Origin of the sequence: Streptomyces sp. NBC_00878 (assembly GCF_026341515.1) — a bacterium.
Lineage (GTDB): Bacteria > Actinomycetota > Actinomycetes > Streptomycetales > Streptomycetaceae > Streptomyces.
This window is the reverse complement of the sequence record NZ_JAPEOK010000002.1, coordinates 47,790-71,175: the sequence shown is the minus strand read 5'-3', so window position 1 is coordinate 71,175 and position 23,386 is coordinate 47,790. Positions and strand designations below refer to the sequence as shown.

24 protein-coding genes are annotated in these 23,386 nt (G+C 70.4%); 15 read left to right on the top strand and 9 right to left on the bottom strand.

What is annotated here, in order from left to right:
• Nucleotides 1–42: 42 nt before the first annotated feature.
• Nucleotides 43–1,245 (bottom strand): FAD-dependent monooxygenase, encoded by a 1,203-nt coding sequence (locus OHA11_RS44875; protein ID WP_266508077.1) that lies wholly within the window; start codon nt 1,243–1,245, stop codon nt 43–45.
• A 165-nt stretch (nt 1,246–1,410) separates the two neighbouring features.
• On the opposite strand from OHA11_RS44875, the gene OHA11_RS44870 reads away from it, so the two are divergent.
• Both OHA11_RS44870 and OHA11_RS44865 read left to right on the top strand, forming a co-directional pair.
• The gene (locus OHA11_RS44870; RefSeq protein WP_266508075.1) at nt 1,411–1,692 is read left to right on the top strand and encodes a YkvA family protein; all 282 of its coding nucleotides are present in this window, start codon (nt 1,411–1,413) and stop codon (nt 1,690–1,692) included.
• Between the two features lie 54 nt (nt 1,693–1,746).
• Nucleotides 1,747–2,514 (top strand): MBL fold metallo-hydrolase, encoded by a 768-nt coding sequence (locus OHA11_RS44865; RefSeq protein ID WP_266508073.1) that lies wholly within the window; start codon nt 1,747–1,749, stop codon nt 2,512–2,514.
• Between the two features lie 157 nt (nt 2,515–2,671).
• Here OHA11_RS44865 and OHA11_RS44860 read toward each other — a convergent pair whose 3' ends face one another.
• Entirely contained in the window at nt 2,672–3,655 is a 984-nt protein-coding gene (locus tag OHA11_RS44860) for an aldo/keto reductase (protein WP_266508072.1), read from the bottom strand.
• Nucleotides 3,656–3,717: 62 nt separating this feature from the next.
• Entirely contained in the window at nt 3,718–3,945 is a 228-nt protein-coding gene (locus OHA11_RS44855; RefSeq protein ID WP_266508070.1) for a hypothetical protein, read from the bottom strand.
• 13 nt (nt 3,946–3,958) lie between these two features.
• Between OHA11_RS44855 and OHA11_RS44850 the strand changes: the two genes are divergently transcribed.
• The 5 genes from OHA11_RS44850 (at nt 3,959) to OHA11_RS44830 (ending at nt 8,546) form a co-directional block, all read left to right on the top strand.
• The gene (locus OHA11_RS44850) at nt 3,959–4,501 is read left to right on the top strand and encodes a TetR/AcrR family transcriptional regulator (protein ID WP_266508068.1); all 543 of its coding nucleotides are present in this window, start codon (nt 3,959–3,961) and stop codon (nt 4,499–4,501) included.
• 136 nt (nt 4,502–4,637) lie between these two features.
• Nucleotides 4,638–6,329, top strand: coding sequence for a CAP domain-containing protein (locus OHA11_RS44845; RefSeq protein ID WP_266508067.1), 1,692 nt, complete (start codon nt 4,638–4,640; stop codon nt 6,327–6,329).
• Between the two features lie 149 nt (nt 6,330–6,478).
• The gene (locus OHA11_RS44840) at nt 6,479–7,483 is read left to right on the top strand and encodes a cation diffusion facilitator family transporter (RefSeq protein WP_266508065.1); all 1,005 of its coding nucleotides are present in this window, start codon (nt 6,479–6,481) and stop codon (nt 7,481–7,483) included.
• Nucleotides 7,484–7,600: 117 nt separating this feature from the next.
• Nucleotides 7,601–8,068 (top strand): hypothetical protein, encoded by a 468-nt coding sequence (locus OHA11_RS44835; RefSeq protein WP_266508060.1) that lies wholly within the window; start codon nt 7,601–7,603, stop codon nt 8,066–8,068.
• A gap of 40 nt (nt 8,069–8,108) precedes the next feature.
• The gene (locus OHA11_RS44830) at nt 8,109–8,546 is read left to right on the top strand and encodes a helix-turn-helix transcriptional regulator (protein ID WP_323186793.1); all 438 of its coding nucleotides are present in this window, start codon (nt 8,109–8,111) and stop codon (nt 8,544–8,546) included.
• A gap of 45 nt (nt 8,547–8,591) precedes the next feature.
• On the opposite strand, the gene OHA11_RS44825 is transcribed toward OHA11_RS44830, so the two are convergent.
• The 4 genes from OHA11_RS44825 to OHA11_RS44810 all read right to left on the bottom strand — a co-directional run bounded on the left by OHA11_RS44825 (nt 8,592) and on the right by OHA11_RS44810 (nt 13,120).
• Nucleotides 8,592–9,200, bottom strand: a complete 609-nt coding sequence (locus OHA11_RS44825) for a ClpP family protease (RefSeq protein WP_266508628.1) — start codon at nt 9,198–9,200, stop codon at nt 8,592–8,594.
• Between the two features lie 43 nt (nt 9,201–9,243).
• A complete protein-coding gene (locus OHA11_RS44820; protein ID WP_266508059.1) occupies nt 9,244–9,885 on the bottom strand; it encodes an ATP-dependent Clp protease proteolytic subunit in 642 nt (213 codons plus the stop codon).
• 167 nt (nt 9,886–10,052) lie between these two features.
• Nucleotides 10,053–10,838, bottom strand: a complete 786-nt coding sequence (locus OHA11_RS44815) for a GntR family transcriptional regulator (protein ID WP_266508058.1) — start codon at nt 10,836–10,838, stop codon at nt 10,053–10,055.
• Nucleotides 10,839–10,924: 86 nt separating this feature from the next.
• The gene (locus tag OHA11_RS44810) at nt 10,925–13,120 is read right to left on the bottom strand and encodes an alpha-N-acetylglucosaminidase (RefSeq protein WP_266508056.1); all 2,196 of its coding nucleotides are present in this window, start codon (nt 13,118–13,120) and stop codon (nt 10,925–10,927) included.
• Between the two features lie 50 nt (nt 13,121–13,170).
• On the opposite strand from OHA11_RS44810, the gene OHA11_RS44805 reads away from it, so the two are divergent.
• The 4 genes from OHA11_RS44805 to OHA11_RS44790 are packed head-to-tail and all read left to right on the top strand — an operon-like array spanning nt 13,171 to nt 17,181.
• On the top strand, nt 13,171–14,031 hold the full coding sequence (locus OHA11_RS44805) for a sugar isomerase domain-containing protein (RefSeq protein ID WP_266508055.1): 861 nt from the start codon (nt 13,171–13,173) through the stop codon (nt 14,029–14,031).
• A gap of 45 nt (nt 14,032–14,076) precedes the next feature.
• The gene (locus tag OHA11_RS44800) at nt 14,077–15,420 is read left to right on the top strand and encodes an ABC transporter substrate-binding protein (protein ID WP_266508054.1); all 1,344 of its coding nucleotides are present in this window, start codon (nt 14,077–14,079) and stop codon (nt 15,418–15,420) included.
• A complete protein-coding gene (locus OHA11_RS44795) occupies nt 15,410–16,357 on the top strand; it encodes a carbohydrate ABC transporter permease (RefSeq protein ID WP_266508053.1) in 948 nt (315 codons plus the stop codon). The genes OHA11_RS44800 and OHA11_RS44795 overlap by 11 nt, the downstream gene beginning before the upstream one ends.
• Nucleotides 16,354–17,181: a carbohydrate ABC transporter permease gene (locus tag OHA11_RS44790; protein ID WP_266508051.1), complete on the top strand. Its 828-nt coding sequence runs from the start codon at nt 16,354–16,356 to the stop codon at nt 17,179–17,181. Before OHA11_RS44795 ends, OHA11_RS44790 begins: the two co-directional genes overlap by 4 nt.
• A gap of 63 nt (nt 17,182–17,244) precedes the next feature.
• Here the strand turns inward: OHA11_RS44790 and OHA11_RS44785 are convergent, their stop codons facing one another.
• On the bottom strand, nt 17,245–17,457 hold the full coding sequence (locus tag OHA11_RS44785) for a hypothetical protein (RefSeq protein WP_266508050.1): 213 nt from the start codon (nt 17,455–17,457) through the stop codon (nt 17,245–17,247).
• 100 nt (nt 17,458–17,557) lie between these two features.
• Nucleotides 17,558–18,718: an ROK family transcriptional regulator gene (locus OHA11_RS44780; RefSeq protein ID WP_266508048.1), complete on the bottom strand. Its 1,161-nt coding sequence runs from the start codon at nt 18,716–18,718 to the stop codon at nt 17,558–17,560.
• Between the two features lie 164 nt (nt 18,719–18,882).
• Between OHA11_RS44780 and OHA11_RS44775 the strand changes: the two genes are divergently transcribed.
• Genes OHA11_RS44775 through OHA11_RS44760 form a run of 4 tightly spaced genes read left to right on the top strand, consistent with a single transcriptional unit; the run spans nt 18,883 to nt 23,384 of the window.
• Nucleotides 18,883–19,851: a carbohydrate ABC transporter permease gene (locus OHA11_RS44775; protein WP_266508046.1), complete on the top strand. Its 969-nt coding sequence runs from the start codon at nt 18,883–18,885 to the stop codon at nt 19,849–19,851.
• Nucleotides 19,852–19,868: 17 nt separating this feature from the next.
• On the top strand, nt 19,869–20,792 hold the full coding sequence (locus OHA11_RS44770) for a carbohydrate ABC transporter permease (protein ID WP_266508044.1): 924 nt from the start codon (nt 19,869–19,871) through the stop codon (nt 20,790–20,792).
• 10 nt (nt 20,793–20,802) lie between these two features.
• Complete coding sequence (locus tag OHA11_RS44765) at nt 20,803–22,152, top strand: sugar ABC transporter substrate-binding protein (RefSeq protein WP_266508043.1); 1,350 nt, start codon at nt 20,803–20,805, stop codon at nt 22,150–22,152.
• Nucleotides 22,153–22,181: 29 nt separating this feature from the next.
• On the top strand, nt 22,182–23,384 hold the full coding sequence (locus OHA11_RS44760; protein WP_266508042.1) for a Gfo/Idh/MocA family protein: 1,203 nt from the start codon (nt 22,182–22,184) through the stop codon (nt 23,382–23,384).
• Nucleotides 23,385–23,386: the final 2 nt, after the last annotated feature.

Genomic DNA, 23,386 nt, shown 5'->3' with positions numbered 1-23,386 from the left:
ACAGCGCCATTCTCGCCAAAAAGGTGGGTTGTTGACGAGGCGTCAGCCTCTTTTCGCGTGCAGGGTCCGCGCGACCCTCGGGCCCAGCCAGCGCTTGAGTCTGCGCAGCGCTTCGAGTTGTCCCGCCGCCCGGTCGATCCGGTAGTAGAGCTGCGGGGGCACGTACGGGAGCAGCGGGGAGTGCCGCTGGCCCAGGAGCGCGAACATCTGCGCCGGAGGCAGGCCGATGTAACGCGGCAGGTTCTCGTACCACTGGGCGCTGTGCCGGGCCGCGCTCTGCACGGAGAGCAGCGCGTTCTTGCGTTCCTTCTCGTACGTGACGAGGGCGGAGGCGAGTTCGGGCTCCGTGCGCAGGGAGTGCGCGAGTGCGATGGCGTCCTCCAGGGCGAGGGTGGTGCCCGCGCCGATGGAGTAGTGCGTGGTGTGGGCGGCGTCGCCGAGCAGGACGACGTTGCCGTGGGACCAGCGGCGGTTGGTGAGGGTGCGGAAGTTCAGCCACTGCGCGCTGCCGCCGGTGTTCGCCCGGCCGATCAGCCGGTGACCGTCCAGCAGCTTGACGAAGAGCTCTTCGAGGCGGGCGAGGCCCTCCGTCTCGTCGGCCCGGTCGAGGCCGAGGCCCTTCCAGGTGTCCGGGGAGCATTCGACGACACAGGTGCTGTGGTCCTCGCTGAACCCGTAGGCGTAGCACCAGATCCAGCCGTGGGGTGTCTCCACGAAGGCGAAGCTGAACGCGTCGAAGACCTTCGTGGTGCCCAGCCAGATGTACTTGTTGCGGCCGAGCGCGGCCTCGGTGCCGAAGCGGTCGGCGTGCCGCTCGCGCACTCCGCTGTGGACCCCGTCGCAGGCGACGACCAGGTCGGCTGCGGGCAGTTGGGCCCCGTCGGCGATCTCGTCCTCGTACTCGACACGTACGCCAACGGAGCGGGCGCGCTCCGCGAGGAGGTCCAGCAGTTGCCGGCGGCCGATGCCGAAGCCCTCGTCGCCGTGGTGAGTGGTGGTGCGGTCGCCGACGTGCGCGACCCCGTCGTTCCAGCGGACCGAGTTCTCCCTGACGGCGCGCGCCGACTCGGGGTCGCCCTCGTGCAGTTTCTCGAGGAGGCTCCCCCAGTACGTCACCCCCCATCCGTAGGTCGAACCGGCCGGGTTCCGTTCATGGACGGTGATGTCGTGGTCCGGGTCCTGAAGTTTCATCAGGATCGAGAAGTACAGGCCGGCGGGCCCGCCGCCGACGCAGGCGATCTTCACGCGCACCCCACTGTTCGCTCAAGGTGATCAATTGACAGCACAGGGTAGGCGGGCGACCGGGGGCGTGTCGGCGTGCCTCGCCGCGTGTCGGACCGGCTCGGCGGTGATGAAGCGGGCGAACCTGGGCATCCGAACAGGAGGACCGGACGAGTCGGGGAAGGGCTGATGGACACCAACACGTGGATTGTGGTTCTCGTCGTCGCGGCCGTGCTGGCAGCGGCCCTGGCGGCGGCGGTCGTGCTGCTCCTCCGGCTGGTCCGTACCCGGCGGGACCTGCGCCGGGCCGGGCTGCCGACCGGTCCGCGCTGGGTCTTCTGGGGTGCGGTCGCCTATGTCGTGCTGCCGACCGATCTGCTGCCCGACCCCGCCTATTTCGACGACATCGCCGTACTGCTCCTGGCGCTGCGGTCGATGCGCTCTTCGGCCGACCCCTCTGCGCTGAAGTGATCGCGGATCTGCTTGGGTGTGTGCGTCAGGCAGGACCTCTAGGTCGGGACGATCATGCAGGCAGACATCCGTCAAGTCGCCGACGGCGTTCATCTGGTGCACGGCGGCAGCACCAACTGGGTGATTCTCACGGAGGGGGACGCCGTCACCCTCGTGGACACGGGCTACCCCGCGGACCGCGAGACGCTCCTCGCCTCCCTGTCGGCCGTGGGCGGTTCACCCGAGGCGGTCACGGCCGTGCTCGTCACGCACGCCCACAACGACCACATCGGCTCGGCCGAGTACCTCAGTCGTACGTACGGCACGCCCGTCCACACCCACGAGGCCGAAGTCCCGCACGCGCGCCGGGACTTCCTCCACCAGGTGGACATCGGGCAGGTGCTGCGGAACGCCTGGCGGCCCGGCGTGGTGCCGTGGGCCGTGCACGCGCTGCGGTCCGGCGGCAAAGCCCACGTCCCGGTCACCGAGCCGCTGCCGTTCCCCGGCGAGGGCGCCCTCGACCTGCCCGGCCGCCCCGTTCCTGTACACACCCCCGGCCACACGGCGGGCCACTGCGCCTTCCATCTGCCGGACGCGGGGATCGTCATCTCGGGCGACGGGCTGGTCAGCGCGCACGCGACGTCACGTGTGAGCGGCCCTCAGCTGCTGCCCACCATGTTCCACCGGGACCTTCCTCGTGCGCTGTCCTCGCTCGACGCCTTCGAGGCGCTGTCGGGTGACGTCCTGCTGCCCGGTCACGGCCCGGTGCACCGCGGTTCCGTACGCGAGGCGGCCCAGCGGGCCCGGGAACGGGCCGCGTCCCTGCCTGCGGGCGCACGGTAGTCCGCCTGCCTGCGGGCGCACGGTAGTCCCCGAGGCCACGGGGCCCGTCCATGGCTTGTCCCGCAGTTCCCCGCGCCCCTGAGGGGCGCTTCCGGCGAGCCCCGTGAGGGGCACGGGGAACCTCGCGCTCAGCCCAGGGACGGCCGGCGGCGAACGGTCACCAGCGGCCTGCCACCTGCTCCTTGATCCGCCGCTCGTACAGGTCGGAGATCGCCGACAGCGTCTCCGTCGACAGCGGCGGCAGCGTGCCTGCCGCCGCGTTCGCGCGGGCCTGCTCGGGCGAACGGGCGCCCGGGATCACCGTGGTCACGCCGGGCTGCTGGACGATCCAGGCCAGCGCCAGCTGGGCCGGGGTGACGCCCTCGGGAGCGAGCGCGGAGAACTCGGCCGCCGCCTCGACCCCGGTGGCGTAGTCGACGCCGGAGAAGGTCTCGCCCTGATCGAAGGCCTCGCCGTGGCGGTTGAACGTGCGGTGGTCGTTCGCCGCGAACACCGTGTCCTTCGTGTACCTGCCGGAGAGCAGCCCGGAGGCGAGGGGCACACGGGCGATGATGCCGACGCCGGCCTCCCGCGCCGCGGGCAGGACGCGCTGCAGGGGCTTCATGCGGAACGGGTTGAGGATGATCTGGACACTGGCCACACCCGGGCGGGCGATCGCGGTCAGCGCCTCGTCGCAGGTCTCGACACTCACGCCGTACGCGGCGATCCGCTCCTCCTCGACGAGGGCGTCGAGGGCGTCGAACACCTCGTCCGACGAGTAGACGGGAGTCGGCGGGCAGTGCAGCTGCACCAGGTCGATGCGGTCGACACCGAGGTTGCGGCGCGAACGGTCGTTCCAGGCACGGAAGTTGTCGAGTATGTAGTTCTCCGGGATCTGGTCGGCCCGGCGGCCCATCTTGGTCGCGACCAGCACATGCAGGTCGGGCCTGCTCCGCACGAAGGCGGCGATGGCCTCCTCGCTGCGCCCGTCCCCGTACACGTCGGCCGTGTCGAAGAACGTCACCCCCGCCTCGGCGGCGGCCTCAAGGACCGCGAGGGCTTCCTTGTCGTCCACGTCGCCCCAGTCGGCTCCGAGTTGCCACGTGCCGAGTCCCACGACCGACGCCTGCTGTCCTGACCTGCCGAATACGCGCTCGTCCATGGGGGTCAGTCTGGCACCCGGCCAGGGCTCCGCCGGACGCCGCCCCCGTGCGGCGGGCCCGTTCAGGCGGCGGCCGCGGTGAGGGCGACTCCGGTGAGGCGTTCGGACTCGGTCCACAGCCGGCGGTTCGCCTCGGTGTCGAGGGCGCGGCGGGTGATGCGCGCCGTGGTGGTGGGGCCGACCAGCCCGAACCTGCCGCCCGGGCCGTAGTAGGCACCCGCCGTCGCCTCGGGGCTCGTGGCGGCGTACAGCAGCGGTTCGGCGCCCTCCTCGACCTGCTGCTCGGGCACGATGCCGATCGAGGTGAACCGCGCACGCTTCGGCTTGTCGCTGCCGAGGCCACCCTGGCTACGCCGTGACCAACCTCCAGACCGCCGGCACTCCCAGCTGCTGGAGCAGCTCGACACCGCGCTCCCCGAGGCCGTCGACGCCGAGGCTCCCGTGGCCGAGCGGGCCGACCGACTCGCCGCGACCGTGACGGACGCCCTCGCCGAGCGTCCTGTGCTGTGCGACCTGATCAGCGCCCAGGGCTCGGTCCTGGAGCGGAACGTGTCGACGGAGGTCGCCACCGAGTACAAGCGCTCCTCCATCGGGACCGTCTTCGCCATGGCGCAGCAGGTCCGCACCCACGTACCCGAACTCGACGAGCAGGACGCCCTACGGTTCGTCGGCGGCGTGCTCATCGTGGTCACGGCCGTCTGGCCGCACGCGCATCCGTCACCCGCCGTGCTCGCGGTCTACGAGTCCGACCCCGAACTGGCGGTCCTGCGCCTCGACTTCGCCACGGCCCTGCGCGAGTCGCTCGCGATCCTGCTGTCCGGCCTGCTGGCACGGGCGTCGCACTGACGAGACCGCGGGCCGGGGCTTGTCGGCCCGGCTGGGGCTTGTCCGCCTCAGGAACCCACGCGCACCCGTGGGACGTTGTCCGGGCAACGCCCCACGGGGCGCGCACAGTGACCCGGCACCCCGGACAGGCGGCACGATGAGCGAGTTGGTTCCCGGCGGCAATCTGCCCCTGCCCGGCGGCACCCTGACCCTGCACGTGCCCGGACCGTTCGACGTGTCCGCGCTCATCACCGACGACACCGGCAAGGTGCGCGGCGACGGCGACTTCGTGTTCTACAACCAGCCGACCGCACCGGGTGCGCGGCTGCACGGCGAGACGCTCACCGTGGACCCGCCCGCGCTGCGGCCCGGAGCGAGCCGCGTCACCGTCGTCGTCAGCCCCGCCGAGCCCGGCACCCCACTGGGCCGGCTGCCCGCTCCGACGCTGCGCGTGACCGGCCCCGGCGGCGGTGTGCTCGCCCGGTTCACCCCGCCGCGTCCCCAGCGGGAGACCGTGCTGCTGCTCGCCGAGATCTACCGCCGCGGGACCGCGTGGAAGCTGCGCGCCCTGGGCCAGGGGTACGCGGACGGACTGGCCGGGATCGCACGGGACTTCGGGGTGGAGGTGAGCGAGGACGCCGACGCGGGGGCGGGGACAGGGCCGGGCGCGGGCAGCGGTGCCGTTCCGGGCGGCTCCGGCGTCCCGGGCGGCTCCGGCATCCCGGGCGGCTCCGGCATCCCGGGTTCCAGGAGCCCCGCTGTCGCGACGGCCCTGAACGCCGCGCGTGCCGGGCTCGGACGGCTCCGGGGCTCGGGTCGCACGCCGGCCGGGAGTTCGGGTCGCCCTCCGACCGGGACCACGGGGCGTCCCCCGGCCGGGACCACCGGTCGTCCCCCGGCCGGGACGACGGGTCATCCTCCGACCGGGACGACGGGACATCCTCCGACCGGCAGCACCGGACGCCCGCCCGCCGGGAACGCCGTATGGAACACCGGCGGTGCGCCGGCCGGAGGGTCCCCCACTGCCGGGCCCACCGCCGGACCCACCGCCGCTCCCGCCGTCGCAGGGCCGGCCTCCCGCGAGTTCCTCGGTCTCGTGAACTCGGCCCGTGCCGCCGTCGGCGCCCCGCCCGTGTCCCTCGACGGCCGTCTCACCGCCGCGGCGCACGCGCACGCCGCGGGCATGGCGGCGCGGGGCCGCCTGGACTCCGAGGGCGCGGACGGGCTCTCGGTCCACCAGCGCGTCATCGCGGGCGGCTACGCGTATCTCACGGTCGGCGAACACCTGGTCTCCGGCCCGCGCGACCCCGCGGGGTTCGTGGAGTACTGCCTCTCGGGCGAGCAATCCCGACGCACCGTCCACGATCCTGCGTTCACCGACGTCGGTGTGGCGTACGTGCCCGACAGCCGCTCCGGCACCCTCTACTGGACGGCACTGTGGGCCCGGCCCCTCACCCCCGCCGGGCTGGCGCAGACGGCCGCCGAGGTCGTGGCGCTCACCAATGCCGAGCGGGCCACGGCCGGTCTGCGACCACTTGCCGTAGACGCCCTGCTCACCAACGCGGCGCAGGCGCACAGCGCGGACATGGTGGCCCGCGCGTTCTACTCCCACACCTCCCCCGACGGCAGCGAACCCTGGCACCGGGCCGCGGCGGCTGGCAGCACCCGTCGCACCATCGGCGAGAACATCGCCTGCGGCCAGCGCTCCGCCGCCGAGGTCGTACAGGGCTGGATGGACAGCCCCGGCCACCGCGCCAACATCCTCAAGCCGGCCTTCACCCACATCGGCGTCGGCTTCGCGGGCGGCGGCTCGGCGGGCACGTACTGGACTCAGCTCTTCGGCGCGTGACCCGTCCCACCGAGAACCCTTCGAGAATCCTTCGTCGCAGGTCAGAGGCCTGTTAACGATGATGACAACGGTCACCGGTGCAGCCTTTGCCGATCTCCGCGAGGTGCGCTTCACTGCGGGGGTCGGACACCGGATCGAGGGGGACACTCATGACCAGCGCGCACCACGACCACCACCACGGGTCGGGCGGGCACGCGGGGCACTCGCACGGTGTGTCGAAGGACGCGGACGGGCGCTGGCTGGCGATCGCGCTGACGCTGATCGCCACGTTCATGGCGGCCGAGGTCGTCATCGGCATCGTCGCCCAGTCGCTCGCCCTGATCTCCGACGCGGCGCACATGCTGACCGACGCCGTTTCCATCGTGCTGGCGCTCATCGCGATGCGGCTGGCCGCGCGGCCGGCCCGCGGCGGCTTCACGTACGGCCTCAAGCGCGCCGAGATCCTCTCCGCGCAGGCGAACGGGCTCACGCTGCTACTGCTCGGCGCCTGGCTGGCGTACGAGGCGGTGCGGCGGCTGATCGATCCGCCCGAGGTGGAGGGCGGGCTGGTGTTCGGCACGGCCCTGGCGGGGATCGTGGTGAACATCGCGGCGGCCTGGTGCATCTCGAAGGCCAACCGCTCCTCGCTCAACGTCGAGGGTGCCTACCAGCACATACTCAACGACCTGTTCGCGTTCATCGGTACCGCGATCGCCGGTCTCATCGTGCTGCTGACCGGTTTCGCACAGGCCGACGCCATCGCCACGCTGGTCGTGGTGGTCCTCATGTTCAAGGCGGGCTACGGGCTCGTACGGGAGTCGGGGCGGATCTTCCTGGAGGCGGCGCCCGCGCATCTCGACCCGGACGGCATCGGCGACCAGTTGGTCGCGCACCCTTCGGTCTCCGAGGTGCACGACCTGCACGTGTGGGCCATCACGTCGGGGCAGCCCGCGCTGTCCGCGCACGTCCTGGTCGAGCCCGTCGCGGACTGCCACACCGTGCGCCGGGACCTGGAGAAGGTCCTGCAGAGCGACTACGAGATCAGCCACACCACCCTCCAGGTCGACCACGCCCCGGCCGAAGTCCTGGAGGTCCGCACCGGCGCCCCCGACGACGGCTCACACTGCGAGTCCCCACACGGCCCGATACACCGCGACGAGCCCCACGCCCACTGAACACCGAGGGCGCTGGCGGGAGTTCACGAGGACCGTGACCGCGCGCCGGAGAAATCCGGTCGCGCCCGGTCGACTTGACCGTGCACGATGCCCGCATGACGTCGACCCGAAAGGGCCGTGCCGCGTAGGCGGCCCGGTGCCGTCCGCGCCGAGCGGTGGCAGCCCTCCAGACATGTGACCGTCCGCCGGATCGGCGGTGTCTCCGCGCGCACCCGCGCGGCCGTCCGCCGGGTGGAGGCGGAACATCTGTGGCGCGACGCCGTCGCGAACGCGCTCGCCACGTACGAGTCCGCCCTTCACCGGCCCAGGCAGGACCTGTCCGTGTGGCTGATCGACGTGGACTGCCCCTGCTGCTGTCCGCTCGAAGCCAGGGACACGTTGGAGGACGCCCTGTACCGGCTGCCACCCGGCGCCCGAGCTGATCTTCGGCGCCGACTCGCCCGCGCCGACGAGGAGTTGGTGCGGCGGACCCTTCCCGAACCGTGGGTGCGCGAGACCCCACAGTGGCAGCCGCCCGGGGGGCCTGGTGGTGGCAGCGGCTCCTGGAGCGGTGAGGGCCCGGGCTTCGCCGAGGGCAGAACGTGATGGCCTCGCCGAATCGGGCCGCGGTTTCTAGGGTGGAGAGGTGAGCAGCCACGCGTCCGACCAAGCCCGTGTCATTCCCCTGCGACCCGTACCGGCCGCCCCGGCGAAGCCGGAAGAGCCGGCGCCCAAGGAGCCATTGTGGCGGGACGTCGTGGGTGACGTCCTGCGGCGTGAGCGGCTTGCTCAGGAGCGGACGCTCAAGGACGTCGCCGACGCGGCCCGGATCTCGATGCCGTACCTCTCCGAGCTGGAGCGGGGCCGCAAGGAGGCCTCGTCCGAGGTCCTCGCGGCCGCCGCGCACGCCCTCGGGCTCGGCCTCGCCGATCTGCTCGCCCTGGCGCACGGCAGGCTCGCGCGGCCGGTCCAGCCCCTCAGGTCCCGGCCCCTGACGTCCCAGCCCCTCAGGTCCGGGTCCCGCACCACGCCCCGGCGCACCGAGTCGCGGTCCCGGCTGGGCGACATCCGGCTCGCCGCCTGAGGCGCGGAGGCGTCGGAAGCCCGGGAGCCCGAAACCCGGGAGTTCTCAGGCCGGCGCGGGTACCAGCCGTCGGCTGAGTACCTCGTCGGCCAGGCCGTACGCCACGGCCTCCCGTGCCGTGAAGACCTTGTCGCGGTCCATGTCGGCGCGCAGGGTCTCGACGGGGTGGTGGGTGTGCAGGGACAGGACCTCCTCGACCTGGGAGCGGATGCGGATCATCTCCTTGGCCTGGAGGCTGAGGTCGGAGACCGTGCCCCGCGCACCGCCGCTCGCGGGCTGGCCGAGCAGTACCCGCGCGTGTTCCAGGATGAAACGCCGCCCGGGGTCTCCCCCGGCCAGGAGCACCGCCGCGGTCGAGGCCGCCTGGCCGACGCAGAACGTCGAGATGGGCGCGCCGACGTAGCCCATCGTGTCGTAGATCGCCATGAGTGAAGTGAACGATCCGCCGGGCGAGTTGAGGTAGATCGCGATCTCCCGCTCGGGAGCCGACGCCTCCAGGTGGAGCAGCTGCGCGATGACGACGTTGGCGACGCCGTCATCGATCTCGGTGCCGAGGAAGATGATCCGCTCGGACAACAGCCGGCTGTAGATGTCGTACGCGCGCTCGCCCTGTGCCGTGCGCTCGACGACGCTCGGGATCGTGTACTGGCTCATGGTGATCGCGTACGGGTCCGTGACCCTCGTGTCCTGGTCCATGTCAGAGCCCCATCCGTCGCTTCGAGGAGGCCGGGCGGACGTCGTCGAGGGACTCGACGACCCGGTCGACCATGCCGTACTCCCTTGCCTGTTCGGCCGTGAACCAGCGGTCGCGGTCGCCGTCGCGGGAGATCGTCTCCTCGGGCTGGCCGGTGTGTTCGGCGGTGATCCGCTCGATGGTGTCCTTGGTGAACTGAAGGTTCTCGGCCTGGATGGCGATGTCCGCGGTCGTGCCGCCGATACCGGCAGAGGGCTGGTGCATCATGATGCGCGCGTTCGGGAGCGAGTAGCGCTTGCCCGGAGTGCCGACGGTGAGCAGGAACTGGCCCATGCTCGCGGCGAAGCCCATGGCGAGGGTGGACACGTCGTTCGGGATGAGCCGCATCGTGTCGTAGATCGCCAGGCCCGCGTGCACCGAGCCGCCCGGGCTGTTGATGTAGAGGCCGATGTCCGTGCGCGGGTCCTCCGCGGAGAGCAGGAGCAACTGGGCGCAGATCCGGTTCGCGGAGACCTCGTCGACCTGCGTACCGAGGAACACGATGCGCTGGTTGAGGAGTTGGGCGGCCAGGTGGTCGTCGAACCGGGACGGCGGGGTGTCCCCCTCCTCGGCCCGGGGCGCCAGGGCGCTGCTGAATGGTGCCATCGCTCCTCCTTCTGGTGGCGCGGCCACGATCGCCGCTGTTCCTCCACCCTCGGCCGGACGACGGCGGCGCGGAAGGAATCTTGGCCCGCAGCAGATTCGCCTACGGCAGAGCAGCGCGGGAGCCCGCGCCGCGAGGAGGGGCCGCCAGGAGGAGCCGCCAGGAGGAGCTACTTGGTCACCACCAGCGAGAACTCGTACAGATCGCCCCGGCACAGCGACTCGCCGTACTCCACGACATGCCCCGTGTCGTCGAACGCCGTGCGTCGTACGAGCAGGGCGGCGGAGCCCTGCTTGACCCCGAGCAGGCGGGCCTGGCGGCCGGTCACGTTCACCGCCCGGATCTGCTGGGTCGCCCGGACCACCCGCACCCCGTGGGTGTTCTGGAGCGCTTCCGAGAGCGAGCCCCTGAGGAGTGACTCGTCCAGGCTCGGGAAGCGTTCGGCGGAGAGGTAGACGGTCTCCAGGCAGATGGGGAAGTCGTCGCCGAGGCGCAGCCGTTCGATGCGGTGCAGGGCGGTGCCGGGGTCGACGCCCAGGGCCGTGGCATGGTGCAGGTCGGCCTCGACCACCTCCGCGGCGAGGAGCTCGGCGCTGGGGTGGTAGCCGCGCGAGCGCAGGTCCTCGGAGAACGAGGTGAGCGTCGACGTCTTGGTGATCTGGGGGTGCGAGACGAAGGTGCCCACGCCGCGCACACTGCGGATGAGGCCGTCCTCGCGCAGGGCCTGGAGCGCGCGCCGGGCGGTCGCCCTGCTGACGTCGTACCGCTCGGCGAGCTGCCGTTCGGTGGGCAGCGCCTCGTCGGGCCGCATGCGGGAGATGTCGGCCTGGAGCAGCCGCCGCAGCGCCTCGTGCTTGTAGGACTCCGGCTTCTCGGACTCCGGCATGTCCGGCTCCGGCTTCTCGGACTCCGTCTTGGGGCCGTCGCCTCTGCGCCTGTCCTTGAGCGTCACCATCACTCCACCGTTCGCACGTGTCCGCCAGGGGCTGTCTGACAATTCCCGTCTGCCTCGCGACGCCCTCCGGGCGACGACGGGAATTGTCAGACTGCCCCGCCCCGAGAGGCGCGGTAACGGGGCATCAGCGTACGCACCACGTCCAGGGTCGTCCCCGCCGTGTCCGGGTCGGGCGTCGCCGTTCCACTCCGGGCGGCGGTCCAGCGCTCCTCCCAGTCGATCAGGGACGCCTCGAACTCCTCGGCCCGGTAAGGGGATCCGGCTTCGAGGGCTCGGACGATGTGCTCGTACCAGCGTCGCCAGCGCGGGAGGTAGAAGGAACGGACCAGACCGGCCCAGTGCCGACCCGAGTAGTCGTGCAGTTCGCTGCGGGAGCGGCCCCAGAGCGTGAGGACGCGTCTCGCGTTGGCCTCGTACAGCTCGGCCTCGGCGGGGTTGGCAGCCCAACTGCTCGCTTCGGCGAGCCAGGTGTCCAGCCAGTACTCGGGGCGGGTGGCCAGCAGGGCGTCCAAGTCCTCGATGGTGGTGAGCAGTTCGGTGGCGGCGGCTCGGAAGCGGTCGGTGTCGCGGGCCAGGGCCGCGTCCGCCGCCCGCCGCTGCTGAGCGCACGCGACATGGGTGAGCACCTGCGCGGTGACATCGCACAGGTCCCGGCCGAGTGGACCCGCGCTGTCCGCCTCCGTCGTCTCGTCGGCCAGGAGCGTCCACGCCACCGCCAGGCCGGGTGGCACGGTGGGTGAGGGCGGCGCCGCGAGGTGCACCGGGAGTTCCGGGCGCAGGTCACCCTCCAGGGTGGGCCGGCAGATGACGACCGAGCCCGGTGGTCCGGGTCCGTCCTCGGCGTACACGGTTTCGTGCAGCAGCTCCCAGGCGCGCAGCAGTCCGGGGCTTCGGCGTCCGTACCGGGCCTCCGCCCAGTTCTCCAGCCAGGCCCGTACGCCCTTGACCTCGCCGTTCCAGGCGACGTCGGCGAGTAGTTCGTACAGGACCGGGTCGCCGCCGAAGGCCTCCATGCTCGCGCCGACGCCTACGAGCGAACCGCCGCGTGCGTCGGCGCCCGCCCGGGCGGCGCCGGTGGCGATCTCGTCGAGCCTTCCGTAGAGGCCAGGGCGTCCGCCCAGGCTGTGCAGCATGCACCACACCCACGGCTTGCCGCGGTAGCCGTCGGTGTGCCGCCAGACCGGGCTGTGCTCGGCCCACAGGTCCAGGATCAGCATGCGGTCGTCCGGGATGGCGTCGAGGAAGGCCCGCGTCCGGTCCGGGGTCCAGTAGTCGGAGCGGTAGGAGAAGGGCCAGGCCTGGAGCACCCAGGTGGCCCGGTCGTCCACGGCGGTCATGACACCGTGCACGGCGCGGGCCACCCGGGCGATGTCCGCGGGGTCGGTCACGGGTGGTGTCGTCTCGATGAACGGGTCGGCCGCGTAGTGGTGGTCGGTGCCGAAGAGGCGGGTCTGCTCGGTCAGCAGCGCGGTGCCGAACTCCTCGAACAGCGGGTCGCGCGGATCCAGGACCCCGACCTCGAAGTCCCACCAGGGAAGGGTCGTCGACCGGGCGCCCCGGGCCGCGATCAGTTCGCGGGGCACATGGCCGGAGAAGCCCTGGAGGACCGGCCGCATGCCGAGCGCGCGCTCCCGGTCCAGGATGCGGCGGCCCAGGTCCGCGTGGCCGTCGATCCAGTTCTGCGGCAGTGGTCCGCACCAGCCGTCGAGCGAGGCGAGCCAGTTCCACGGGAGGTAGGCCGGGCCGCCGAGGAACCGCCGGGCGGTGTCGTCGTCCAGGCCGGCGCGCAGCAGGGCTCGCTGCCAGACGGCTTCGGCACCGGTCATCGCCAGTGGTGTGGTCACGCCGTGCAGCGCCATCCAGTCGATGTGGCGCTCCCAGCGGGCCCAGTCCCAGAACGCCGTGGTGTAGCCGAAGGTGCAGACGTTGAAGTGGTAGCGGTGGCGGTACGAGGAGGTCGTCCGGGCGGCCGTGCCGGTGCGGGGCAGGCGGTCCGGCAGCCGGGGCACGGGGGCGTCCCAGGTGATCTGCGTTCGGCAGGCGGTCCGCAGATACCAGCGCAGCGCCGAGGCGACCGCGACTCCGCTGGACCCGCGCAGCGCCACACCGCCCGGCCCGGCGTCAACCTCGAACCAGTCGGGTCCACTCTCCCGGGACATGCCTTCTCCTGGCATGACGTCGGCCACGACGTCGGCGGTGAACTCCGCGGCCCGGTCCCCGAGGAGCCGCTGAAGGAGGTGGCGGGCGGTCCGATTCTCCGATGACCGTGGTCCGTACCACATGCGCGTCACGGTAGGGCTGGTGCGCATGGCGGTCAAGACAACGAGCTGCCGTGACGGCACACTTGCCGCAGGGCTGGGCAGTCGTACGGCCCTCTGGTACGGTCCACAGCCACGCAAACGGCTCCCGCCCGCTACGCGAACGGCTCCCGCTCGACACCTCAGGTGGCCTCGACACGATGAACGCCGATCTCGCCTACTTCGCCGCTCTCCAGGAGAACCTCACCGCCCTGGCCACCGCCGAGCGGCCGTCGATCGAGCGCGCCGCCGTCGCCATCGCGGGCAGCATCGCCGCCGGGGGCGTCGTCCACTACTTCGGCAGCGGCCACTCCCAACTCGTCGCCGTCGAACCGCTGTTGCGTGCGGGTGGCCTCGCGCCGGTCAACGTGATCGCCGATCCGGCGCTCTCCCCCGCCGCTCCTCGGCACGCGGGCGCGGCCGAGCGCGTCAGCGGCTACGCTGCGGCGATCCTGAGTACGGCGGACATCCGGGCCGGTGAGGTGGTGGTCGTCGTCTCCAACTCCGGCATCAACGCCGTGCCGGTCGAATTCGCCCTCGGCGCCCGCGCGTTGGGAGCGACGGTCGTCGCCGTCACCAGCCGGGCGCACTCGCTGGCCGCCGAGTCCCGGCACGTCGACGGGCGGCGCCTGCTCGACGTGGCCGACATCGTCATCGATACGCACGGCCGCCCGGGTGACGCGGTGGTGCCCCTGGGCGACCTCACCGTGGGTGCCCTGTCGACCGTCGTCGGGGCGGCGATCGTCAACGCCGTGACCTGCCGGGCCGCCCAGTTGCTCGTCGAACTCCACGGCCAGGAGCCGCCGTTGATCGTCAGTCAGAACACCGGTGGCGACGCCGAGCACCGCAACAACGCCCTGCTGGAGAAGGTCAGGGACCGCTGTACGCGGGGCTGACGCACCGATCCACCTCCGCACGCCGACCACACGAGGAGGCCGAAGATGGAGAGGACGCACCGGGTGCGCCGCCGTGTCGCGGCGGGGGCCTGCGCCGTCGCCCTCGTACTGCCGCTCACCGCCTGCGACGCCCTGACCCCCGGCAGCGCGGCCGCGGTACCAGGACAGCGCAGTGTGCCGTCCCCGACCGCGGTGCCGGACGAGGACATCACCCTGCGGCTCCAGTTCGCCGACGCGCCGCTGATGGTCGACGCGTTGATCGCGGCGTTCGAGAAGGAGCACCCTCGTATCGGCGTCGAGCCGCAGTACAAGACGTTCTCGGACTACGTCCAGAACCTGAAGCTCACGATGACCTCGGACACCGCCCCCGACATCGCGCAGTACGCGGTCGGGATGACCGATCTCGCGGCGGACGGGCACATCCTCGACCTGGCGCCCTACCGGGAGGCGTACGGCTGGGACGAGGCCATTCCCCCGGTCAGCCTCGACCAGTTGACGGCGGGGCAGACCAGTAAGGCCACGGGTGGGCGGGCCCTGTTCGGGGTCCCGGCCGGTCTGTCGATGACCGGCATCTACTACAACAAGGAGCTCGCGGAGAAGGCCGGGATCGATGGACCGCCCAACACCGTGGCGGAGTTCGAGGAGCAGCTCGCCGCGGCGAAGAAGGCGGGCCTGACTCCGCTCGGCGTCGGCGCGCTCGACTCCGGCGGTCTGCATCTGTGGGCCGCCCTCCTCAACCAGACCATGCCCACGGACGACTACTGGGACTGGGTCAACGGCACCGAGGGCGCCACCATCGAGACACCGGCCGCGGTCACCGCCAGCGAGCTCGTTGTCGAGTGGGGCCGCAAGGGCTACTACAACGAGTCCGCCAACGGCACCGCACAGGTCGACTCCACCGCCCAGTTCGCCAAGGGCGACAGTGTCTTCCTGATCAACGGCAACTGGGCGGCCGGGCAGCTGGCGACGGTCATGGGGGACAACGTCGGCTTCTTCCCGATGCCGGGCGAGCGGGCCTCGGACCCCACGGTGGCCTCGGGCTTCAGCGTCTCCTACGCCGTCTCGTCCCGGACCGAACACCCCGAGGCGGCAGGCCTGTTCCTCGACTTCCTCACCTCGCCCGAGGCCGGGCAGATCATCAGCGACAACGGCTTCATGGCGCCCAACCCCGAGGCCGTGAAGAAGCCTGAAGGTGTCCTCGCCGACATCGCGGAGGGCCATCTGCGGGCGGTCGCCGACGACGGAATCACGACGTTCCCCGACTTCGCCGCCCCCGCCATGCTCGACCGGCTGCGCTCCGGCGTCCAGAAGCTCATCGCGGACCGCGTCGAGCCCGCGGACTACCTCGACTCACTTCAGGACGAGTGGGAGGAACACCATGCCGAGTAGGCCGCAGGTCCAGCAGGCCACGAAGGCCCGGGTCGAGCCCCAGGACGCCGCCCGGGTCCAGTCTCCGGGCACCCGTAGGCGCAGTGCGTATCGCGGCTATGTGTACGTGCTGCCCGCGTTCGCCGTCTACTTCTGCTTCGCGGTGCTGCCCGCCCTGCACACGGCGTATCTCTCGCTCTTCGAGTGGGACGGCGTGACGCTGGGCGACTGGGTCGGCCTCGGCAACTACCAGGAGATCCTCCAGGACCCCATCCTGCGCCGGTCCGTGTTCAACGCCCTGGTCCTGGTGGTGTTCTTCTCCTTCGTGCCCATCGTGCTGGGGCTGGCGATGACCGGCCTGCTGGCCCGTTACCGGCGGCCCGGCATGGGGGCGTACCGCTTCCTGTTCATGCTGCCGCAGGTCGTCCCGCTCGTCGCCGTCGGCGTGACCTGGCGCTGGCTGTACGGGGACGACGGGCTGGTGAACCAGGCGTTCCGCGCGGTCGGTCTTGACGGGGTGACCCGGGCGTGGCTGGGTGACTTCGGCGCCGCGCTGATCGCCGTGGGCCTCGTCGGCACCTGGGTGCTGAGCGGCCTGTGCATGATGCTCTTCCTGAGTGGCGTGCAGAAGGTGGACCCCAGTCTGTACGAGGCGGCCCGGCTCGACGGGGCGGGCCCGGTGCGGGAGTTCGTGTCCGTCACCCTGCCGCATCTGCGGGGTGAACTCGCCGTCGCCATGACCGTGACGACAGTGGCGGCGCTGGCCAGCTTCGACATCGTGTACGTGACGACGAACGGCGGCCCCGGCGAGCAGACGACGGTCCCCGGGCTGCTCGTGTACCGGCTGGCGTTCTCCGAGGGCAAGGTGGGTCTCGCCGCGGCCCTGGCCGTCGTCCTCGGCTGTCTGATACTCGCGATCGTCTACCTCATCAACCGTCTGTCGAGGTCGGAGTCATGAACACCGCCACGCGATCGGAACGCTGGTCCGGGTACGCGCTCCTAACCGTCATGGCGATCGCCGTCGTGATCCCGTTCCTCAGTGTCTTCCTCGCCTCGCTGCAGCCCGCGGGCACGCCGGTGGTGGGCCTGACCTGGCCGGAGCGGTGGAGCTGGGACAACTACGAGCAGGCGTGGTCGGTGGCCGGGTTCTCCGACCTGATCCGGCACAGCCTCACCATCGCCGTCGGGGTCGTCCCGGCGTCCCTGGTCCTCGCGGCGCTGGCGGGATACGCGCTCGGCACCATGCGGCTCCCGGGTGGCAACGCGGTCGCGGCCTTCTTCATCGCCGGGCTGACCATCCCGGTCGAACTGATCGTGGTCCCCCTCTACTTCGACCTGCGGGGCCTCGGTCTGACCAACTCGTACCTGGGCGTGATCCTCGTGGAGATCGCGCTGTTCATGCCGTTCAGCGTGTTCTGGATGCGGACCCACTTCCAGTCCACTCCTCAGTCGCTGGTGGAGGCGGCGCGTATCGACGGAGCCTCGTCGGCCACCATCCTGCTGAGGATTCTGCTCCCGCTGGCCCGGCCGTCCCTGATGACGCTCGGTCTGCTCGTCTTCATGTGGTCGTGGAACCAGTTCCTGCTGGTGCTGGTCCTCATCCAGGACACCACCAAGCACACGGCCCCGGCTGGCCTCGGCTTCTTCGTCGGTCAGAACAGCACGGACATCCCCACCCTGGCGGCAGGGACGATCATCGTGATGCTGCCGATCCTGATCCTCTTCGTGATCTTCCAGCGCAGCTTCATCGCGGGGCTGCTCCAGGGGGCGATGAAGGGATGATGAGCGGTGCTCAGGGGGTGGCTCGCGCGGTCAACTCGCGCGGTCAAGGGGTGGCTCGCGCGGTCAGGCCGCCTGGGACGAGTCGCCGTTCGCGTGGGGGCGCGGAGAGGCCGCCGCCCACTCCAGGACGAGGCGCTGGTACTGCCGCCGCTGCTCGCCGCTCAGCGTCCCACCACTCCGCAACCACAGGGCGCGGATCTCCTCGTTGACCTCGTCGGCCGATCGCTGGGTGGCGAACGGTGCACGACGGTGAGTGGTGGACATGCCGTGAATCATACGGGCCCCCGCGTGAAGGCCATGTGAGGAGTCACTGTCAGGAGGACTACTTACCGGTAGCCGTTCCACAGTCATGTCACGGGTCATGCCAGGAGTCATGTCAGGACGTCCCCGCGCCGAGGACCAGCACCTGGATCGCGAGCACCGCGCCGCCCCGCGCCCAGTCGTGGAAGTCGGACACCTTGGTCTCCAGATTGACCGGCTCGGCCTGCGGGTGGCGGTTGGCGAGGATGGCCGCCTCGATGTCCGGGCCCGCCACGTCGACCAGGCCCACGCCCTCACCGGCGAGGACGATCTTCTGGGGCATGGCGAAGTTGGAGATCTGCGCGATCAGGGTGCCCAGGGCGCGGGCCGCCTCACCGATGACGCGGGCGGCCATGGGCTCGCCGTCGGCAGCCAGGGCGAGGATCTCCTCGTACGAGAAGTCGCGGCCGGTGGCGGCCTGGATCTGGTAACGGATGCTGGGAATGCCCAGCAGGGAGACTGCGCTGCCGCGCTCCCCGTCGGGGGTGAGCGGGCCGTGGGGGTTCACGATCCAGGCACGGCCGACACCCAGTCCGTCCTCGGGGGTCCCGACCCTCTTGCCGCCGCTCACCAGTCCGTAGCCGACGCCCGCGCCGATCGTGAGCACCGCGAACCGCTCCAGGCCGCGGCCGGCGCCGAACCACCGTTCGGCCTCGACGAGTGCGGACACGTCGTTGTCGACGACGACGGGCAGCCCGGTGCGTTCCTCGACAAGTCGGGCCAGGGGGACGTCGCGCCAGCCGAGGAAGGCCGACTCGTCGACGACGGACCGGTCCGAGGAACGGCCGCCGAGGCCGATCCCGATGCCGGCCAGGCCGGGGAACTCCAGGACGAACTTCTCGGTCAGTTCCCGGAGCACGTCCACGACGTCGACGGGATCATGGCTGGTGAGCGGCAGGTCGCAGCGGGCCACGATGTCGCTCTTGAGGGTGGTGACGACGCCGTACACCATGTCCTGGGTGATCTTGAACCCGGCGAAGGTGCGGGACTCGGCGACGATGTCGAGGGGCTGGGACGGGCGGCCCTGGCGCACTTCCGGCAGTGCGGCGCCCTCGGCGACCTCGACCAGCAGACCCGACTCGATGAGCGGCTTCGTCAGCCGGGTGAGGCTGCCCGCGGAGAGGTCGAGCCGACGGGCGATGTCGGTGCGCGACAAGGGGCCATGGGTGAGTACCTCGATCGCGACGGCACGCTCACCGGGGCTGAGCGGGAGCCAGCTGGCGGCATGTGCGGTCATGGCCGAACCCCCCAAGATTTATTTTGGCACTGAAGTAATGACGGCACCATACGCCGCCTGAACGCCAGAAGAAAAGATGCGTGCACGCCCCTTGACGGCTGGATTCTTTCGCCTCAAAAGTATGTGGGGCCCGAGGACGAGTCCGCAGACGAGGGAGTCTCCCGATGACCGTCGCCTCAAGCCCTCCATCGCGTCTGTCATTGCGCGACATCGAGGGGACACCGCCGAAGCCGAAGATCCGCGAGAAACGAGAACGCGACGGTGGCGGCCGCGGTGACGGCGCCCTCGCCGCCCTCTTCATCGCTCCGGCCATGCTGGGCTTCCTGGTCTTCCTGCTCTGGCCGACGCTGCGGGGCATCTATCTGAGCTTCACCCGCTACAACCTGCTCACGCCGGCCGAGTGGGTGGGCCTGGACAACTACGTCCGCATGGTCAAGGACCCCATCTTCTGGGACTCGTTGACGGTCACCGTCGAGTACGTGTTCATCAACATCGGCATCCAGACGGTCTCGGCACTCGCCGTCGCCGTACTGCTCCAGCGGCTGACCCAGTCGGCCGTGCTCCGCGGGCTCGTCCTCACGCCGTATCTGATGTCGAACGTCGTCGCGGGCATCGTCTGGCTCTGGATGCTCGACACCCAGCTCGGTATAGGCAACGAGATCATCGCCGGGCTAGGTTTCGACCGGATCCCGTTCCTCGCGGACGAGACCTGGGCGATTCCCACGATCGCCCTGATCAACGTCTGGCGGCATGTCGGCTACACCGCGCTGCTGCTCTTCGCCGGGCTGCAGGCCATCCCCAGCGACATGTACGAGGCCGCCAAGGTGGACGGCGCGAGCGAGTGGCGGATGTTCTGGCGGATCACCATGCCGCTGCTGCGTCCGGTCCTCGCGGTGGTGCTGATCATGACGGTGATCGGTTCGTTCCAGGTGTTCGACACCGTCGCGGTGACCACCGCGGGCGGTCCGGCGAACGCGACCAACGTCCTCCAGTACTACATCTACGGCGCCGCCTTCGGCCGCTTCCAGTTCGGCTACGCGTCGGCGATGTCCGTGGCCCTGCTCGTGGTGCTGAGCGCGATCACCTTTGTCCAGTACCGGCTCACCCGGGCCGGCCAGACCGACCTCGGCTGAAGAAGGGAGCGACCGACATGACTGCCGTGACGGCAACAACGACGAAGGTACGGCGCACAGAGCGCCGAAGGCTCTCCCCCGGGAAGGTCGTGGCCTGGGCGGTGATGGCCGCGATGGTGCTCATCACCCTGCTGCCGTTCTACTGGATCCTGCGCACCGCGCTGTCCTCGAACACGGCGCTCGCGGCCCACCCCGGCGATCTCCTGCCCGTGGACCTGACGACCGGTGGCTTCGAACGGGCCCTGGGCCTGCAGTCCACCGAGGAGGCGATCGCTCAGGGCGGCGCGGGCGGCGGACTGAAGTTCTGGCGCTATCTGCTCAACTCGGTGGTCGTGTCCACCCTGATCACCGTCTTCCAGATCTTCTTCTCCGCCATGGCCGCGTACGCCTTCGCCCGCCTGCGGTGGCGCGGCCGGGACAACGTGTTCGGGCTGTTCCTGGCCGGGCTGATGGTGCCCACCATCTTCACGCTGCTGCCGAACTTCCTCCTCATCAAGCAACTCGGCCTGATCGACAGCCTGTTGGGCATCTCCCTGCCGACGATGTTCATGACCCCGTTCGCGGTGTTCTTCCTGCGGCAGTTCTTCATGAACGTGCCCCGGGAGGTCGAGGAGGCGGCCCTGCTCGACGGGGCCGGGAAGATCCGGATCTTCTTCCGCGTCATGCTGCCGATGGCGTCCACGCCCATCGTCACGCTGGGCGTGCTGACGTACATCACCTCCTGGAACGACTACTTCTGGCCGCTGATGGTCTCCTACACCGACAGCTCGCGCGTGCTCACCGTGGCGCTGGCCATCTTCCGGTCGCAGACCCCGCAGAGCGGCTACGACTGGTCCGGCCTGATGGCGGCCACGCTCATCGCCGCCCTGCCGATGCTCGTGCTCTTCGGCTTCTTCGCGCGCCGCATCGTCAGTTCCATCAGCTTCACCGGCATCAAGTAAGGGGACGGACATGCGAATTCGTACACGTACGGTCGTGGCACTGACCGGGGTGCTCGCGCTGTCCCTGGCGACGGGCTGCGCGCAGGGCGGGGCTGCCGGAGCGGGCTCGAACACGGTGACGTACTGGCTCTGGGACGCCAACCAGCTGCCCGCCTACCAGGCGTGCGCCAAGGGCTTCGAGAAGCAGAACCCGGGCCTGAAGGTGAAGATCACCCAGATGGGCTGGGCCGACTACTGGACCAAGCTCACCGCGAGCTTCATCGCGGGCACCGAGCCGGACGTGTTCACCGACCACATCCAGAGGTTCGGGCAGTTCGCCGACCTGAACGTGCTGGAACCACTGGACGACCTGGGCATCGACAACTCCGCCTACCAGCCGGGTCTTGCCGCCAACTGGACCGGCCAGGACGGCCACCGCTACGGCGCCCCGAAGGACTGGGACACCGTCGCCCTCATGTACAACAAGAAGATGGTCAAGGACGCCGGGCTCTCCGCGGCGCAGCTCAACGGCCTCGCCTGGAACCCGAAGGACGGCGGCACCTTCGAGAAGACCATCGCGCACCTGACCGTCGACACGAAGGGCAAGCGCGGCGACGAACCGGGCTTCGACAAGAACAGCGTCAAGGTCTACGGGCTCGCCACCGGCGGCGCGGGCGACAGCGACGGGCAGACCACCTGGAGCCCGTTCACCGGCTCGGCGGGCTGGAACTACACGGACAAGGCGCGCTGGGGATCCAAGTACCAGTACGACAGCAAGACCTTCCAGTCGGTGGTCGACTGGTACTTCGGCCTGGCGAAGAAGGGCTACCTCGCACCCTTCACCGACTACACCGACGGCGCCAACCCGGTCAACGCCCAGATCGCCTCCGGCAAGGCGGCAACCGCCTTCGACGGAGCCTGGATGATCTCCAGCTACTACGGCACCAAGGGCCTCGACGTCGGCACCGCCCCCACGCCGACCGGCCCGACCGGCAAGCGGGCCACCATGATGAACGGCCTCGCCGACTCCATCACCAAGAACGCCCCCAACAAGGCGGGCGCCAAGAAGTGGGTCCAGTACCTGTCCTCCAACGAGTGCCAGAAGACCGTCGGCGGCTACGGCATCGTCTTCCCCGCGACCCCGGAGGGAACTCAGGCCGCCGTGGCCGCGTACAAGAAGAAGGACATCGACGTGTCCGCCTTCACCGACGCGGTCACCGACAAGAAGGACTTCACCACGTTCTCCTTCCCGATCACCGACTACGCGGCGGACGTGTACGCCCTGGTGCGCCCCGCGATGCAGGACGTCTACGCCAACGACGCCCCGGTGAGCGACCTGACCAAGACCAACGACCAGGTCAACTTCATCCTCGGACAGTGAATCCTCGGACAGTGAAAGGCACACACTCCATGACGTTCTCCCTCGGCATCGTCGGCGCCGGCCAGTTCTCCGGCCAGTTCGCGAAGCTGTTTCTTGCCCACCCGGGCGTCAGCGAGGTCTACGTCACCGACCTGCTGCCCGAGCGAGCGGAGCAACTGGCCGCCGCCGAGAGCCTGACGGGAACCTTTCCCACGTACGAGGCGATGCTGGAGTCGCAGGCCGTCGACGCCGTCGCGATCTTCACCCAGCGCTGGACCCACGGCCCGCTGGTCCTCCAGGGCCTGAACGCGGGCAAGCACGTCTACTCCGCCGTCCCAATGGCCATCACCGCGGAGGAGATCGCGGCGATCATCGACGCGGTCAAGGCGACCGGACTGACGTACATGATGGGCGAGACCAGCCAGTACAACCCGGCGACGGTCCACGCCCGCAACCAGATCGCGGAGGGCGCCTTCGGGCGGATCTTCTACGCCGAGGGCGACTATCTCCACGACATGGACCTCGGGTTCTACGAGGCCTACCAGTACAGCGGCGGCGAGAACTGGAAGGCGACCGCCAGCTATCCCCCGCTGCTCTACCCCACGCACTCGGTGGGCGGCGTCCTCGGCGCCTGGCAGACGCACGCCGTGAGTGTGTCCGCGATCGGGGTCAAGGACGATCGCGGGGACGGGGTCTTCGACGAGGACGTCAGCCAGTTCGGCAACGACCTCTCGAACGCCACCGCCCTGTTCGAGGTCGCGGGCGGCGGCTCGTTCCGTACGAACGAGTTCCGGCGGGTGGGCTATCCCTCGCAGATCCGGGAGTCGCGTTTCCGGTTCTTCGGGACGGACGCCAGCATGGAGCAGTTGGCCACCGTGGCGTTCTGGCAGGACAAGAAGGGGGTGAAGGACATCAGCGAGCTGCTCGAACCCAAGCCCACCATGTCTCCTGACGATCCGTCACTCCAGCACATCGCGCCAGATCTGCGGGCCGCCTTCACCTCCGGCTCCGCTCCGGTGCACGACCGGTCGCGGCTGCCGCGGGAGTACGACAACCTGCACAACGGCCACGAGGGCAGCCACCACTTCCTGGCCGACGACTTCGTGACCGCCGTCAACACCGGCACGCTGCCGTCCGTGAACGCGTGGGTGGCCGCCCGCTACACCCTGCCGGGCATCGTCGCGCACGAGTCGGCGCGGCAGGGCGGGGCGCGGCTGGAGATCCCGGACTTCGGGGACGCGCCCGAGGCATGACG

Coding starts and splice junctions, on each gene's coding strand:
- OHA11_RS44810 (WP_266508056.1), bottom strand. CDS start 13,120: ATGTGGTACGGACCACGGTCATCGGAGAATCGGACCGCCCGCCACCTC.
- OHA11_RS44800 (WP_266508054.1), top strand. CDS start 14,077: ATGGAGAGGACGCACCGGGTGCGCCGCCGTGTCGCGGCGGGGGCCTGC.
- OHA11_RS44780 (WP_266508048.1), bottom strand. CDS start 18,718: ATGACCGCACATGCCGCCAGCTGGCTCCCGCTCAGCCCCGGTGAGCGT.
- OHA11_RS44815 (WP_266508058.1), bottom strand. CDS start 10,838: ATGGTGACGCTCAAGGACAGGCGCAGAGGCGACGGCCCCAAGACGGAG.
- OHA11_RS44765 (WP_266508043.1), top strand. CDS start 20,803: ATGCGAATTCGTACACGTACGGTCGTGGCACTGACCGGGGTGCTCGCG.
- OHA11_RS44865 (WP_266508073.1), top strand. CDS start 1,747: ATGCAGGCAGACATCCGTCAAGTCGCCGACGGCGTTCATCTGGTGCAC.
- OHA11_RS44785 (WP_266508050.1), bottom strand. CDS start 17,457: ATGATTCACGGCATGTCCACCACTCACCGTCGTGCACCGTTCGCCACC.
- OHA11_RS44825 (WP_266508628.1), bottom strand. CDS start 9,200: ATGAGCCAGTACACGATCCCGAGCGTCGTCGAGCGCACGGCACAGGGC.
- OHA11_RS44760 (WP_266508042.1), top strand. CDS start 22,182: ATGACGTTCTCCCTCGGCATCGTCGGCGCCGGCCAGTTCTCCGGCCAG.
- OHA11_RS44775 (WP_266508046.1), top strand. CDS start 18,883: ATGACCGTCGCCTCAAGCCCTCCATCGCGTCTGTCATTGCGCGACATC.
- OHA11_RS44870 (WP_266508075.1), top strand. CDS start 1,411: ATGGACACCAACACGTGGATTGTGGTTCTCGTCGTCGCGGCCGTGCTG.
- OHA11_RS44840 (WP_266508065.1), top strand. CDS start 6,479: ATGACCAGCGCGCACCACGACCACCACCACGGGTCGGGCGGGCACGCG.
- OHA11_RS44795 (WP_266508053.1), top strand. CDS start 15,410: ATGCCGAGTAGGCCGCAGGTCCAGCAGGCCACGAAGGCCCGGGTCGAG.
- OHA11_RS44770 (WP_266508044.1), top strand. CDS start 19,869: ATGACTGCCGTGACGGCAACAACGACGAAGGTACGGCGCACAGAGCGC.
- OHA11_RS44845 (WP_266508067.1), top strand. CDS start 4,638: ATGAGCGAGTTGGTTCCCGGCGGCAATCTGCCCCTGCCCGGCGGCACC.
- OHA11_RS44860 (WP_266508072.1), bottom strand. CDS start 3,655: ATGGACGAGCGCGTATTCGGCAGGTCAGGACAGCAGGCGTCGGTCGTG.
- OHA11_RS44820 (WP_266508059.1), bottom strand. CDS start 9,885: ATGGCACCATTCAGCAGCGCCCTGGCGCCCCGGGCCGAGGAGGGGGAC.
- OHA11_RS44790 (WP_266508051.1), top strand. CDS start 16,354: ATGAACACCGCCACGCGATCGGAACGCTGGTCCGGGTACGCGCTCCTA.